We start from the raw sequence: 15,350 nt of genomic DNA on the forward strand, positions 1-15,350 counted from the left end.
GTTTTTAAGTAGGTTCCTTTTATTTTAAAAGGGAAATTTTATGATCATAAAACGAATACTAAACCATAATGCTGTAATTGCGCAAAGTAAAAAAGATATCGACATTCTTCTTTTTGGAAGGGGAATAGCTTTTGGAAGAAAAATTGGAGATAAAGTAAATCCAATTGATATTGAGAAAAGTTTTTTTCTCAAAAATAGAGATAATATGACCCGTTTTACAGAGATGTTTATTAATGTTCCTTTGGAGTTGGTGTACATCACCGAAAAAATAATTAATCTAGGTAAAATAACATTGGGAAATAACTTTGATGAAATTATCTATATTAATTTAACGGATCATATTTCTTCGAGCATAGAACGTTATAAAGAAGGAGTTATTATTTCGAATCCCCTACGCTGGGAAATTTCGAAATATTATAAAGAAGAGTTTGAACTTGGGAAAAGAGCTTTACAAATAATAAAAAAAGAGTTAGGTATTGAACTTCCAATTGATGAAGCAGCATTCATAGCGCTACATTTTGTTAATGCAAATTTAGAAAATAATTTTCAAGAGTCGTATAAAATTACTGAAATAATTATGGGAATTGAGAAAATAATTCAAGATTTCTATTGTACTGAGTTTAACCAAGATTCTATTGATTATTATAGATTCATAACTCATATAAAATTATTTGCCCATCGTTTGGTTGAAAATACAACTTATTGTGACGATGATGATGAAGACTTGTTGGCATTAATGAAAAATAAATATCCTAGAGAATACGAATGTGGTGAACAGGTGGCAATGTTTATACATACTGAATACAATTATTTGCTGACTTCTAGTGAATTAGTTTATTTGATGGCTCATATTCGTCGCTTAACAAAAAAATTAGATTAATAGAATAGGAGAATGACATGAGTTATAAAGATACTGTACAAAAAATCCTCAATGTAATTGGAGGTGAAAAAAATGTCAATAGAGTTACCCATTGTGTAACACGATTAAGATTAGAATTAAAAGATGAAAATTTAGTCAATGATAATGATGTGAAGAAGATACCAGGTGTAATAGGTATTATGAAAAAGAATGGGCAATATCAAATTATACTTGGTAATGATGTAGCTAATTATTATAAAGAATTCGTTAAGCTTGGCAATTTTGAATCAGATTCAGTTGATCAAGGGCATCAAGGGAATATTTTAGAGAGAATCATTGAGTATATCGCTGGTTCTATGACTCCAATCATTCCAGCGATGTTAGGAGGAGGTATGTTGAAAGTTTTGGTAATCATTTTACCAATGCTTGGTATACTGCAATCAGATTCTCAGACTATTGCTTTTTTGACATTTTTTGGGGATGCTCCTTATTATTTCTTACCGCTGTTATTAGCTTATTCTGCATCACAAAAATTAAAAGTAACATCTACATTAGCTATGTCTGTAGCAGGTGTACTTCTCCATCCAAATTTTGTTCAAATGGTGCAGTCAGGGAATCCTCTTAGCTTATTTGGTGCACCTGTGACACCAGCCAGTTATGGTTCATCAGTCATTCCAATTCTTATTATGGTTTGGTTGATGAAATATATTGAAAAAACGATTGCTAAATTAACACCAGCTGTTACTAAGAGTTTTTTGCAACCTACGCTGGTATTATTAGTATCAAGCTTTATTGCCTTAGTTGTAGTCGGGCCTATTGGAGTAATTGTTGGTGAAGGATTATCGAATCTAGTTGGGCAAATGTATGGTGTAGCTGGATGGCTTACATTAGCTATTCTTGGTGCTATTATGCCATTTATTGTTATGACTGGAATGCATTGGGCTTTTGCACCTATTTTTTTGGCGGCATCTATTGCTACTCCAGACGTATTAATTCTTCCAGCAATGTTGGGATCGAACTTAGCTCAAGGGGCTGCTTCGATGGCTGTTGCATTAAAGAGTAAAAATAATAATACAAGACAGATTGCTTTTGCAGCAGGTTTCTCAGCCTTACTTGCAGGAATTACAGAACCTGCATTATATGGTGTAACTTTAAAATATAAAAAACCACTTTATGCAGCTATGATTGGTGGTGGATTAGCGGGATTATTTGCAGGTCTTACGAGTGTTAAAGCATATCTATTTGCTGTCCCATCTTTGATAGCGTTACCTCAGTTTATTTATTCTGACGTACCATCAAATATTGTAAATGCTTTAATTGTGGCGGTCATTTNTGTTGTTATTACCTTTGTCTTGGCTTATATATTTGGAATCGATGAAGAAGAGAGTTCTAGCCATTTNGAAGTTGAGGCTAGAGTTTCAAATAAAAAAATGGTATTTTCTCCTATATCAGGAGAAATCATTCCGTTAAGTGATGTCCAGGATAAAACATTTTCAGATAAACTTATTGGAGACGGAGTAGCGATTATCCCAAATGAGGGTAAGGTTTATGCACCATTCGATGGGGAAATTACAAATATTTTTCCGACTAAGCACGCAATTGGATTGAAGAGTGATGAAGGTGTTGAGTTACTAATTCATATTGGATTAGATACTGTTGAGCTAAAAGGTCAAGGCTTTATTAGTCATGTAGAAGAAGGAGATAGAGTTTTCAAAAATCAGTTGATTTTTGAAATGGACTTGAATTTAATCAAGACTAAAGGCTACGAAACAGTTACACCAGTGATTGTAACGAATACCAATGATTTTCTAGATGTATTAGTATTACCTAATGATAAGACAATCGAGCATTCCAAAGAATTACTGGTAATATTATAATGGAGGAAAGTTATGACCATTTTTCCAGATGATTTTCTTTGGGGTGGAGCTNTTGCAGCTAATCAAGTAGAGGGAGCATATAATGAAGATGGTAAGGGCTTATCAGTTCAGGATGTGTTACCTAAAGGTGGATTAGGAGAAGCGACAGAAAATCCTACAGAAGATAACTTAAAATTGCTAGGCATTGATTTTTATCATAAATATAAGGAAGATATATCCTTATTTTCTGAAATGGGCTTTAATGTTTTTCGTACTTCTATTGCATGGAGTAGAATTTTTCCAAAAGGAGATGAAGAAGAACCTAATGAGGCTGGTTTGAAATATTATGATGAATTGTTTGATGAACTACATGCTCATGGGATAGAACCACTTGTAACTCTTTCACACTATGAGACTCCATTATATTTAGCAAGAAAATATCATGGATGGATTGATAGGAGAATGATTCATTTTTATGAAAAATTTGCTCGAACAGTTTTAGAAAGGTATAAAGATAAAGTTAAATATTGGCTTACGTTTAACGAAGTGAATTCTGTTTTGGAATTACCATTTACTAGTGGAGGAATAGATATACCTAAGGAGAATCTTTCGAAACAAGAATTATATCAAGCTATACATCATGAATTAGTCGCCTCGAGTTTGGTTACAAAAATTGCTCGTGAGATTAATTCAGAGTTTAAGGTGGGATGTATGGTATTAGCTATGCCAGCTTATCCAATGACTCCAGATCCAAAAGATGTATGGGCGACTCATGAGTATGAGAATCTAAATTATCTATTTTCAGATGTGCATGTTAGAGGTTATTATCCGAATTATGCAAAAAGATACTTTAAGGAACATAACATTAACATAGAGTTTGAAGATGGAGATGCAGAGTTATTAAAAAATTATACTGTAGATTTTTTATCGTTTAGCTATTACATGAGTGTGACTCAATCTGCTCTTCCAACACAGTATAATTCAGGAGAAGGGAATATTATTGGTGGTCTAGTAAATCCTTATTTAGAATCTTCCGAGTGGGGATGGCAAATTGATCCAATTGGACTACGTATAATTTTAAATAGATATTATGACCGTTATCAAATTCCATTATTTATAGTGGAAAACGGATTAGGTGCTAAAGATCACTTAATAAAAGATGAATTTAATAACTTAACAGTCAAAGATGATTATAGAATTCAGTATATGAAAGAACATTTATTGCAAGTAGCTGAAGCTCTACAAGATGGTGTTGAAATTATGGGCTATACGTCTTGGGGATGTATTGACTGCGTTTCTATGTCTACTGCACAACTTTCTAAGAGGTACGGTCTCATTTATGTTGATCGAAACGATGATGGAAGTGGCACATTCAATCGATATAAGAAAATGTCCTTTACTTGGTATAAAGGAGTGATTGAATCAAATGGAGAATCCTTATTCAAATAGTTTTTATTAATGATTAGATAGTATCACTGTTAAGGCAACATTTCATTAAAATATGAAATAAAGAGGTTTGGAAGACATCAAATTCTAAACCTTTTTATTTTATAGGGGGGATTAATTAATTTAATTTTGTTACAGAGAGCCAATTATAAATAGTTAATTTAAGATAGATTAGTTATATAAATTTAGATAAGAATAAGCTAACAAGCAGAAGTGAGATAGGTCTTGCAAGAATGGTAAAAATCTGATAAACTAAGTAGTAATTGAATAGAAATCTGCAAGACTAGTAACTCAAGGGAAGTATATCAGGGAGGAGAGCCGTGACTGCAAGCTCTCTATATGAAAGCTGGGTGAATTCACTTGCGCATGGATTTAGAAATGAAGGTCTGACTTGTCAGATGAAAACGGATGGTACCGCGTGTCAACGCTCCGAGTGGAGTTTTTGACATGTGGTTTTCTTTTTATCTACGAGCGACTGATGGAGGAATTATGTCAACTATTGAAGAACAATTAAAAGCGCTTCGCGAAGAGACGCTAGCTAGCTTGAAGCAGATTTCTGCTGAAAATGAAAAAGAGATGCAAGATTTGCGTGTCTCTGTCCTTGGTAAGAAAGGGTCTCTTACTGAAATTCTTAAAGGGATGAAAGATGTCTCTGCTGAGATGCGTCCAATTATCGGGAAACACGTCAATGAAGCTCGTGATGTCTTGACAGCTGCCTTTGAAGAAACAGCTAAGCTCTTGGAAGAAAAGAAAGTCGCAGCTCAACTTGCTAGCGAGAGCATCGATGTGACACTTCCAGGTCGTCCAGTTGCGACTGGTCACCGCCATGTCCTCACACAAACCAGTGAGGAAATTGAAGATATTTTCATTGGGATGGGTTACCAAGTCGTGGATGGTTTTGAAGTGGAGCAAGACTACTATAACTTTGAACGTATGAACCTTCCCAAAGACCACCCAGCCCGTGATATGCAGGACACTTTCTATATCACAGAAGAAATCTTGCTTCGTACCCACACGTCTCCAGTTCAGGCGCGTGCTATGGACGCCCATGATTTTTCAAAAGGGCCTTTGAAGATGATCTCACCAGGGCGTGTCTTCCGTCGTGATACGGACGATGCGACCCACAGTCACCAATTCCACCAAATCGAAGGCTTGGTTGTTGGGAAAAACATCTCTATGGCAGACCTTCAAGGAACGCTTCAGTTGATTGTCCAAAAAATGTTTGGTGAAGAGCGCCAGATCCGTTTGCGTCCATCTTACTTCCCATTCACTGAGCCATCTGTTGAGGTGGATGTTTCTTGCTTCAAGTGTGGTGGAGAAGGCTGTAACGTATGTAAGAAAACAGGTTGGATCGAGATTATGGGGGCCGGTATGGTTCACCCACGTGTCCTTGAAATGAGTGGTATCGATGCGACTGTTTACTCTGGCTTTGCCTTTGGTCTTGGACAAGAGCGTGTAGCTATGCTCCGTTACGGAATCAATGATATCCGTGGATTCTACCAAGGAGATGTCCGCTTCTCAGAACAGTTTAAATAAGATTGAACACTGAAACACAGTCCTATACAGTCCTAGTCATTTTCTCTCGATGAGAACGGTGAGGACTGACTCGAAGAAAAAGAAAGGAATTGAAAAGGTTCCACTTGGTGGGATCTTACAATCAGAATTATGCTTGTATCTTATAAATGGTTAAAAGAATTGGTGGACATTGATGTGCCATCACAAGAGTTGGCTGAGAAAATGTCAACTACAGGGATCGAGGTAGAGGGTGTCGAATCACCAGCTGCTGGTCTCTCAAAAATTGTCGTCGGTGAGGTCTTGTCTTGTGAAGATGTGCCAGAAACTCACCTCCATGTTTGTCAGGTTAACGTTGGCGAAGAAGAAGCCCGTCAAATCGTTTGTGGTGCGCCGAATGTGCGTGCAGGTATCAAGGTCATGGTGGCACTTCCAGGAGCTCGTATCGCTGACAATTACAAGATTAAAAAAGGGAAAATCCGTGGTTTGGAGTCACTTGGGATGATCTGTTCACTTGGTGAATTGGGAATTTCTGACTCAGTTGTACCTAAGGAATTCGCAGATGGCATCCAAATCTTGCAAGAAAATGCCGTTCCAGGTGAGGAAGTCTTCTCATATCTAGACTTGGATGATGAAATCATCGAACTTTCTATCACACCCAACCGTGCGGATGCCCTTTCTATGCGTGGAGTGGCTCACGAAGTGGCAGCCATCTATGACAAGTCAGTCAACTTTAAAGAATTTACTTTTTCAGAAACTGACCAAGCTGCAGCAGATGCTCTTTCTGTGGGCATTGAGACAGACAAGGCGCCTTACTATGCAGCTCGTATCTTGGACAATGTGACTATCGCACCAAGTCCACAATGGTTGCAAAACCTTCTCATGAACGAAGGAATCCGTCCAATCAATAACGTAGTGGACGTGACTAACTACATCCTTCTCTACTTTGGTCAACCAATGCACGCCTTTGACTTGGATACCTTTGAAGGGAGTGACATCCGTGTACGTGAAGCGCGTGCTGGTGAAAAATTAGTGACCTTGGACGGTGAAGAACGTGACTTGGAAACAAATGACTTAGTCATTACTGTCGCTGACAAACCAGTTGCTCTTGCAGGTGTTATGGGTGGTCAAGCAACAGAAATCTCTGAAAAATCTAGTCGTGTGGTTCTTGAAGCTGCTGTTTTCAATGGCAAATCTATCCGTAAGACCAGCGGTCGCCTGAATCTTCGTTCTGAGTCATCTTCTCGCTTTGAAAAAGGCATTAATGTGGCAACTGTTAACGAAGCTCTTGATGCGGCAGCTAGCATGATTGCAGAACTTGCAGGCGCGACTGTGCGTAAAGGAATCGTTTCTGCGGGTGAACTTGATACTTCTGATGTGGAAGTTTCTTCAACTCTTGCAGATGTTAACCGTGTCCTTGGTACAGAACTTTCTTATGCGGATGTAGAAGACGTCTTCCGTCGTCTTGGCTTTGGTCTTTCTGGAAATGCAGACAGTTTTACAGTCAGCATACCACGTCGTCGTTGGGATATCACTATTGAAGCAGACATCTTTGAAGAAATCGCTCGTATCTATGGTTATGACCGTTTGCCAACCAGCCTTCCAAAAGATGATGGTACAGCTGGTGAATTGACAGCAACACAAAAACTCCGCCGTCAAGTTCGTACGATTGCTGAAGGGGCAGGTTTGACAGAAATCATCACCTATGCTCTAACAACTCCTGAAAAAGCAGTTGAGTTTACGGCTCAACCAAGTAACCTTACAGAACTTATGTGGCCAATGACTGTGGACCGTTCTGTCCTCCGTCAAAATATGATCTCAGGTATCCTTGATACCGTTGCCTACAACGTTGCTCGTAAGAACAAAAACTTGGCCCTTTACGAGATTGGAAAAGTCTTTGAACAAACAGGTAATCCAAAAGAAGAACTTCCAAATGAAATCAACAGTTTTGCCTTTGCCTTGACAGGATTGGTTGCTGAAAAAGATTTCCAAACAGCAGCAGTTCCAGTTGATTTCTTCTATGCTAAAGGAATCCTTGAGGCCCTCTTTGCTCGTTTGGGACTCCAAGTAACCTATACGGCAACATCTGAAATCGCTAGCCTTCACCCAGGACGTACAGCCGTGATTTCACTCGGTGACCAAGTTCTTGGTTTCCTTGGGCAAGTGCATCCAGTCACTGCTAAGGCTTACGATATTCCAGAAACGTATGTAGCTGAGCTCAACCTTTCAGCCATCGAAGCTGCCCTTCAACCAGATACTCCATTTGTGGAAATCACCAAATTCCCAGCAGTTAGCCGTGACGTTGCCCTTCTCCTCAAGGCAGAAATCACTCACCAAGAAGTTGTGGACGCGATCCAAGCTGCAGGCGTAAAACGTTTGACAGATATTAAACTCTTTGACGTCTTCTCAGGTGAGAAATTGGGACTTGGTATGAAGTCAATGGCTTATAGCTTGACCTTCCAAAATCCGGAAGATAGCTTAACGGACGAAGAAGTCGCACGCTATATGGAAAAAATCCAAGCGTCTCTCGAAGAAAAAGTCAATGCAGAAGTGCGTTAAAGTATCAATCCATCCTTCGGGGTGGATTTTTTCTTTTCACATAACAATTCAGGATCAAAAATAGACAGTTGAGGAACAGAGAAGATAAATTGGAGTTTACCAGTGTATAATGTACTCATAACTCAAAGTACCCTAAGATTTTTTACTAAAATGAGGATGATAAAAATGGACAGAAATCATTGTAAAGGCTATCAAAAAGGAGTATAATGAGTGCAAGACATTTCGGAGGTGAAAGATGCTAGAAGTAAGAAGTCTAGAGAAAAGTTTTGGACCTAAGCAAGTTTTGTTTGGTATTGACTTTCAAGCGCGACCAGGTCGTATTTTGGGACTAGTTGGAAAAAATGGTGCTGGGAAGACAACGATTTTCCATAGTATTTTGAAGTTTTTAGAATATCAAGGAGAAATCAGTCTAGATGGTCAGGATATTCGTCAGGAGACCTATGCTCGGATTGGCTATTTGCCTGAAGAACGCAGTCTTATGCCTAAATTGACAGTCCTTGAACAAGTTCGCTATTTGGCGACTCTAAAAGGTATGGATGCCAAGAAGGTTAAGGAAAAACTCCCTCAATGGATGAAGAGGTTGGAAGTGAAAGGAAAGCTGACAGATAAAATCAAGAGTCTGTCAAAAGGAAATCAGCAGAAGATTCAGCTCATTATTACTCTGATTCATGAACCAGATTTGATTATCTTGGATGAGCCTTTCAGTGGTTTGGACCCAGTCAATACAGAATTGCTCAAACAAGTCATTTTTCAGGAAAAAGAGCGCGGAGCAACCATTATTTTCTCTGACCATGTCATGACCAATGTTGAGGAACTTTGTGACGATATTCTGATGATTCGAGATGGCCGTGTGGTCTTGCATGGGCCGGTTCAAGATGTTCGCAATCAATACGGGAAAACACGTCTCTTTGTTTCAAGTGAACGAAGTAAGGAAGAATTGGAAAACCTTCCTCATGTCAAACAGGTGATCTTGACCAAACAAGGCAGTTGGAAATTGATCTTAGAGGATGAGAGTGCTGGAAGGGAACTTTTCCCAATCTTGACTCAAGGGCAATATATCGCAACCTTTGACCAACAAGCGCCAACAATCGATGAAATCTTTAAACTAGAATCAGGGGTGGAAGTATGAGAAATATGTGGGTTGTAATCAAGGAAACCTATCTTCGACATGTCAAATCGTGGAGTTTCTTCTTTATGGTGATTTCACCATTCTTGTTTATTGGTCTATCTGGAGGAATTGGCTATCTCCAGGGCTCTTCAATGGCTCAGAGTGGTAAGATAGCAGTAGTTAGCACTGTTCCAGCTGTGACAGACAGTCTTAAATCTACCAATGGTCTTAATTTTGATTATCAGGATGAAGCAAGTGCCCAAGCTGCTATCAAGGATGAAAAATTAAAAGGCTATCTGACTATTGATCAAGAAGATAGCGTTCTAAAGGCAGTTTATCACGGTGAAACTTCTCTTGAGAGTGCTATTAAGCTCGGAGTAACGAGCAAGTTAAATGAGCTTCAAGGTCAACTCAATCGTTCTGCAGCCAATTTGTCGCAAGAGCAGGAAAAACGCTTGGAACAAACAGTTAACTTTACGGAGAAAATTGATGAATCCAAGGAAAATAAAAAGATGGTCCAAACCTTTGCGGCTGCAGGACTGGGCTTCTTCCTTTATATGATTTTGATTACTTATGCCAGTGTCACTGCTCAGGAAGTAGCCAGCGAGAAAGGGACTAAAATCATGGAAGTGGTTTTCTCCAGCATTCGCGCCAGCCATTACTTCTACGCGCGCATGATTGCTCTACTCCTTGTCATTTTAAGTCATATTGGTATTTATGTTGTAGGCGGACTTGGAGCTATCTTATTCTTTAAGGATATGCCTATCTTGGCTAATTCAGGTATTCTGAATCACTTGGGAGAAGCCTTTTCGATCAATACCTTGTTATTTGTCTTAGTCAGTCTTTTCATGTATGTAGTCTTGGCAGCCTTCTTAGGTTCTATGGTTTCTCGACCTGAAGATGCAGGAAAGGCCTTATCGCCGTTGATGATTTTGATAATAGCTGGTTTTGTTGGCGTTACTGCCCTAGGTGCTGCAGGAGACAATTTGATCTTGAAAATCGGTTCTTACATTCCTTTCATCTCGACCTTCTTTATGCCTTTTAGAGCTATTAATGGCTATGCAAATGGGTTAGAAGCTTGGATTTCGCTTGCGATTACGATTGCTTTTGCAGTAACTGCAACAGTCTTTATCGGACGTATGTATGCTAGTCTCGTTCTGCAAACAGATGATTTAGGTCCTTGGAAAACCTTTAAACGTGCCTTATCTTATAAATAGAAGAGCCTCGCGAAAGCGAGGTTTTTTAGAGATAAAAAGAGTGGAATTCAGAAAAATATTTTTCATATCTATTGACTTTTAGGGGTGAAATTTGGTATTATAGTAGGCGGTATTGTTTACCCCATTTGAAAGGCCCCGGAACCTTCCAAATACTTTTCGATGGGAAGGAACACCCATCACCGTAAACAAAAATCGAACTATATATAGGAGAAATCATGAACAAAACAACATTTATGGCTAAACCAGGCCAAGTTGAACGTAAATGGTACGTAGTCGACGCAACTGATGTACCACTTGGACGTCTTTCTGCAGTAGTTGCTAGCGTACTTCGCGGAAAAAACAAACCAACATTTACACCACACACTGATACAGGTGACTTTGTGATTGTTATCAATGCTGAAAAAGTTAAATTAACTGGTAAAAAAGCAACTGATAAAATCTACTACACTCACTCAAACCACCCAGGTGGATTGAAACAAATCTCTGCAGGTGAACTTCGTTCTAAAAATGCAGTACGTTTGATCGAGAAATCAGTTAAAGGTATGCTTCCACACAATACTCTTGGACGCGCTCAAGGTATGAAATTGAAAGTATTTGTTGGAGCTGAGCACACTCACGCTGCACAACAACCAGAAGTTCTTGATATTTCAGGACTTATCTAAGGAAAGGAACAATAAAGTATGTCACAAGCACAATATGCAGGTACTGGACGTCGTAAAAACGCTGTTGCACGCGTTCGCCTTGTTCCAGGAACTGGTAAAATCACTGTTAACAAAAAAGATGTTGAAGAGTACATCCCACACGCTGACCTTCGTCTTGTAATCAACCAACCATTCGCAGTTACTTCAACTGCAGGTTCATACGACGTTTTCGTTAACGTTGTAGGTGGTGGATACGCTGGTCAATCAGGAGCTATCCGTCACGGTATCGCTCGTGCCCTTCTTCAAGTAGACCCAGACTTCCGCGATTCATTGAAACGCGCAGGACTTCTTACACGTGACTCACGTAAAGTTGAACGTAAGAAACCAGGTCTTAAGAAAGCTCGTAAAGCATCACAATTCTCAAAACGTTAATCAATACGATACTATCAACGTTTACAGACATTCAAGAATTTTCTCTTGGATGTCTTTTTTTGTCTAAAAATCAATAGTTCACCCCAAAATTCACCCCATCATTTTTTTAGACTACGAAATGCAATATCACCTACAGTTCGATTCACTATATCTTTTGTATTTACATAAGTTTTTGTAACTTCTTTATTACTATGAGTAAGTGTTTCTGAAATAACTTCAAGAGAAACACCTGTTTGTTTAGCAAGAGTAGACCAGTATGTCGTAATTTACGAGGTGTAGTATGTTTAAGTTCTGGATGACGACGTTTGATAGATTTCATTTTATTATTAAGATAGTCAGAGTGTAGAGGACTGTTAACATTACCCTTCATATCGATATAAGTAAAGACATATTGTTCATCAGATTTAGATTCAAAAACGCTTTACCTCTAGCTAAAAACGTTGTTTTAGATAGATGACTTTGAATGACTTCATATGGGTACAGTACAAAATGATGAAGGAATTAGAATAGATATTATTAACCTATAAACGACTGACATACTCAAGTATACAGTTTTATTTGTACGGTACTAAAAAATACTAACCAGCTCTTTCTTTTTTAGAATATAAAACGATTACAATTTTTATGATGTTAGGATGTATTTTTGTGGTATAATTTAAGAAATGATAAGTCATTTTTACTTTCAATAAAAGAAATGATTGATGTTTCTATTTTCTGCTTATATAGAAGGAGTTAAAAGTTATGAATTTTGAAGTACTTATAAAGTATAATGTAGACAGCAATGAGGTATTAGAGAAAGAATTTAATTTTGAATACTATAAGTTTGTCAATAACAATAATAAAGATAAAAAAGAAGAGATCCTGTCTGATACTGTAGTATTTACTAAAAATCAGATTGTTATTAAAGGAAGTAGAATAAGCCCTATTGATATTAAAAATTGTTGGCGTACCAAAAGAAGCAATTATAGAAGATGTATTCTTTCATCTTTATTCTATCTCTATAATTATTACAAAAAATCGATAGAGATTGAATCAATCACCATTTTTGATGACCTAGAGAATAAAGAGACTATTCCTTTTATTCAAGAATTTGATTTGACTTTACCAGCTTCTTTTTCAGTTGATTTATCTAAAATAGAATATATCTTTAAAAAGATATCTTTTCCAGAATTATCAGAAGCAGTATATAGGGTACTTCACAACCAAGCACAATTTGTAAGAAATAAAGATTTTTATTTCGCTTATAAATCTTTTAACTCTATGTATACATTTTATTATAGTTATCATGATCAACTTATGGAGATAGGAGATGATAATACAGCTGATAAAGTTGCTATAACATCTTTACTCAAGTTGCCAGGTATTGAGAGTTCATTGGAAGAATCAATTTCTTTAGCAGAAAAGTTTTTTAGCAGTAAGTTTGATGAAATGCGTAGATTAATCTATGTATGGTTAATGAATGAAAATGTAGGTGAAACCCAATTTCAGGGAGTTATATGTGATCGAGATTTTCATTATCAAAATAAAAATGTTTTAAAACTAATTGAACAATTAACTAGCAGCTTTTATAATATTACATTACCGAAAAATAGTGTTATCAGCAAATTTACAAAGAGAAATAACGCGCAGAGTGATGAATACAAAATTAACTATTTGCAATTGCTTGCGATATATGCTGTTTATAGAAGAAATAAACTCCTACATGGAGATCATGTTGATCCAACGTTTCTATTTCCAGATGTCAATGCTGACATATTATCAGAAATCGCTGAAATTATTTTTCAAACTAGTGTTGATTTAGTCAATTCTATTAATGAAACTGATTTTGAAAAATCTAAAATTATGGTAGCTACTGCAAAAAGATAAAATTAATATTTATCAACTTCTTTGCCCATTTTTCTAAATTTCCGAGAAATTTTTCAGTAACATTTTTAGGGTGGACATATTTTGTCCACCCTGTTTTGTATAATACTGATATAGAAAAGAAATGAGGTGATGAATATGAAATTAAATTTCTTTATCGTTAATTTCAAAATTTCAAAAACAACCTTTAAGAAAGTAGGTAAATAATATATGGCAAATTTATCAGAAGCAAACGGCACAGTTTATATTAAAGCATCCAATCTTAAAACTATAGAATATTTTTTGTACATTCAAGAGGAAAGCAATAAATATACTTATTACCCGACTCAAATTGTTGGAAATAACGACTCAATCTCAGAACTGGTCTCATCTCAAACAATTGAAGTAGATGATTATTTTTTATTTACCTCTGGATTTGACGCTGAAGGATGTTGGTGTTTTGAAAATAATCTAAATGATTTCTTTGATTGTACTTTATATCAAGATACTGATGAAGAACTTACAAGGAAAATGAAGAAATATGTTCGTAAATACGATATTCAATTTCAATTTGAATATGTAGATGCTGAAGCGAGTCAAAATTTTATAAAGGAACAAAAAGCAATCATTACATACGATTCTGAAACTGCAGGTTTAAGTATTGATATTGAAACTATAAAAGAAGTACCATATACAGTTGAAAATCTAATTGATTATGATTTCTATGAGCCTGATGAAATTGTCTCAGTTCAATTTTTACTTGATTACTACTATGACTACTGTAGAGGAAATGATTTTTATCTCAAACATAAAGATGAAATCATCCCTATTTTAAAAAAGCAAAAAGAAAAAGAAGAAGTATACTTTTTCTTAGAATCACTTGAATTATCCATTCCTGAACTAAAAGAATTTGTAGAAAAGAATAAGGAGTAAAAAATGAAAGCTATTATTAAAAATCCAAAAAGATTCTTTGAACTTTTAAGGTTATATTTTGTACCAGTAAGAGGTAGGAAAGTAGTTCATGTGCCAGCTTATGCCTATAAAGAAGATGAAAATGAAAAGATTTATCTCCATAATAATGACCTCCACCTATCTAGAAAAATGTTTGAATTTTTAGTAAAGCAAGGAGTAGATTTGGTAGAATGTCCTGCAGATGAATAATTCATTTTGCTATAGATTAACTTTACTTGATTTTTAAATCAGAAAGCGCATTGGTGATACAATCCAACAAAGATTAGAAGGGAAAATAAGTTTATGACAAATGCCAAAGAATTTGCATTAAATGCACACAAATATCAAACAAGAAAAGGGAAAATCACACCTTATTCGTTTCACTTATATTTAGTCAATAATATCTTAGAAACACTGACAGAAGATCCTGATATTATAGCTACTGGATGGTTACATGATACTGTTGAAGATACTGTTGTCAGTCTGGAAGATATTAAACGAGAATTTAATGATGAAATTTATTCCTACATGTCATTAGAATCTGAAGATAAGTCTATTAAAGATTGGCAAACTCGTAAAGAACTTCAGTTAGAAAAATTTCGAGAAGTAGCAAAAGATGAGTCACTAAGAAAAGTCCTACTTGTAACTTTTTCTGATAAATTGGCCAATTTAATGGAAATTTACCAAGATTATTTAATTATTGGTGATTTATTATGGGAACGTTTTAATTCTAAGGATCCGAAAAAACAAGGATGGTATTTTAAAGAATTTTATAAAATTTTTAAAGATAACAAAGACTTATTTTCGAAAAACGAAGAGATTTTAAATAACTACAAAGTTATTTATAAATCTTTATTTTACAATAAATAAATTAGTTTTGAATTTCCAATGAGGTAACCAAATGAAATTACTTCACACAGATATACG

13 protein-coding genes and 1 pseudogene are annotated in these 15,350 nt (G+C 36.3%); 13 read left to right on the forward strand and 1 reads right to left on the reverse strand.

Going from position 1 to position 15,350, the window contains the following annotated elements:
* Nucleotides 1-40: 40 nt before the first annotated feature.
* From licT to rpsI, 9 genes are all read left to right on the forward strand, one after another.
* The gene (gene licT, locus D8837_RS08365; RefSeq protein ID WP_125456765.1) at nucleotides 41-880 is read left to right on the forward strand and encodes a BglG family transcription antiterminator LicT; all 840 of its coding nucleotides are present in this window, start codon (nucleotides 41-43) and stop codon (nucleotides 878-880) included.
* A 17-nt stretch (nucleotides 881-897) separates the two neighbouring features.
* Nucleotides 898-2,736: a beta-glucoside-specific PTS transporter subunit IIABC gene (locus D8837_RS08370; RefSeq protein WP_125456766.1), complete on the forward strand. Its 1,839-nt coding sequence runs from the start codon at nucleotides 898-900 to the stop codon at nucleotides 2,734-2,736.
* 12 nt (nucleotides 2,737-2,748) lie between these two features.
* On the forward strand, nucleotides 2,749-4,164 hold the full coding sequence (locus D8837_RS08375; protein ID WP_125456767.1) for a glycoside hydrolase family 1 protein: 1,416 nt from the start codon (nucleotides 2,749-2,751) through the stop codon (nucleotides 4,162-4,164).
* Nucleotides 4,165-4,650: 486 nt separating this feature from the next.
* Nucleotides 4,651-5,697: a phenylalanine--tRNA ligase subunit alpha gene (gene pheS, locus D8837_RS08380; RefSeq protein WP_049524320.1), complete on the forward strand. Its 1,047-nt coding sequence runs from the start codon at nucleotides 4,651-4,653 to the stop codon at nucleotides 5,695-5,697.
* Nucleotides 5,698-5,826: 129 nt separating this feature from the next.
* Nucleotides 5,827-8,232 (forward strand): phenylalanine--tRNA ligase subunit beta, encoded by a 2,406-nt coding sequence (gene pheT / locus D8837_RS08385; RefSeq protein ID WP_125456768.1) that lies wholly within the window; start codon nucleotides 5,827-5,829, stop codon nucleotides 8,230-8,232.
* A gap of 235 nt (nucleotides 8,233-8,467) precedes the next feature.
* A complete protein-coding gene (locus tag D8837_RS08390) occupies nucleotides 8,468-9,361 on the forward strand; it encodes an ABC transporter ATP-binding protein (protein ID WP_125456769.1) in 894 nt (297 codons plus the stop codon).
* A complete protein-coding gene (locus tag D8837_RS08395; protein ID WP_125456770.1) occupies nucleotides 9,358-10,557 on the forward strand; it encodes an ABC transporter permease in 1,200 nt (399 codons plus the stop codon). The genes D8837_RS08390 and D8837_RS08395 overlap by 4 nt, the downstream gene beginning before the upstream one ends.
* Nucleotides 10,558-10,772: 215 nt before the next feature.
* Entirely contained in the window at nucleotides 10,773-11,219 is a 447-nt protein-coding gene (gene rplM, locus D8837_RS08400; RefSeq protein WP_001044624.1) for a 50S ribosomal protein L13, read from the forward strand.
* Nucleotides 11,220-11,237: 18 nt separating this feature from the next.
* On the forward strand, nucleotides 11,238-11,630 hold the full coding sequence (rpsI, locus tag D8837_RS08405) for a 30S ribosomal protein S9 (RefSeq protein ID WP_000075964.1): 393 nt from the start codon (nucleotides 11,238-11,240) through the stop codon (nucleotides 11,628-11,630).
* A gap of 98 nt (nucleotides 11,631-11,728) precedes the next feature.
* Here the strand turns inward: rpsI and D8837_RS08410 are convergent.
* Nucleotides 11,729-12,036, reverse strand: a pseudogene (locus D8837_RS08410) (tyrosine-type recombinase/integrase); the annotation flags it as partial.
* Between the two features lie 335 nt (nucleotides 12,037-12,371).
* Between D8837_RS08410 and D8837_RS08415 the strand changes: the two are divergent.
* The 4 genes from D8837_RS08415 to D8837_RS08430 all read left to right on the forward strand — a co-directional run bounded on the left by D8837_RS08415 (nucleotide 12,372) and on the right by D8837_RS08430 (nucleotide 15,293).
* Nucleotides 12,372-13,496 carry a hypothetical protein gene (locus D8837_RS08415; RefSeq protein WP_125456771.1) on the forward strand — a complete coding sequence of 375 codons (1,125 nt, stop codon included), beginning with the start codon at nucleotides 12,372-12,374 and terminating at the stop codon, nucleotides 13,494-13,496.
* Between the two features lie 207 nt (nucleotides 13,497-13,703).
* Nucleotides 13,704-14,405 carry a hypothetical protein gene (locus tag D8837_RS08420; RefSeq protein ID WP_125456772.1) on the forward strand — a complete coding sequence of 234 codons (702 nt, stop codon included), beginning with the start codon at nucleotides 13,704-13,706 and terminating at the stop codon, nucleotides 14,403-14,405.
* Between the two features lie 3 nt (nucleotides 14,406-14,408).
* Entirely contained in the window at nucleotides 14,409-14,633 is a 225-nt protein-coding gene (locus D8837_RS08425) for a hypothetical protein (protein ID WP_125456773.1), read from the forward strand.
* Between the two features lie 93 nt (nucleotides 14,634-14,726).
* Entirely contained in the window at nucleotides 14,727-15,293 is a 567-nt protein-coding gene (locus D8837_RS08430; protein ID WP_125456774.1) for an HD domain-containing protein, read from the forward strand.
* Nucleotides 15,294-15,350: the final 57 nt, after the last annotated feature.

It is taken from the genome of Streptococcus mitis, assembly GCF_003942965.1.
GTDB classification, from domain to species: domain Bacteria; phylum Bacillota; class Bacilli; order Lactobacillales; family Streptococcaceae; genus Streptococcus; species Streptococcus mitis_BH.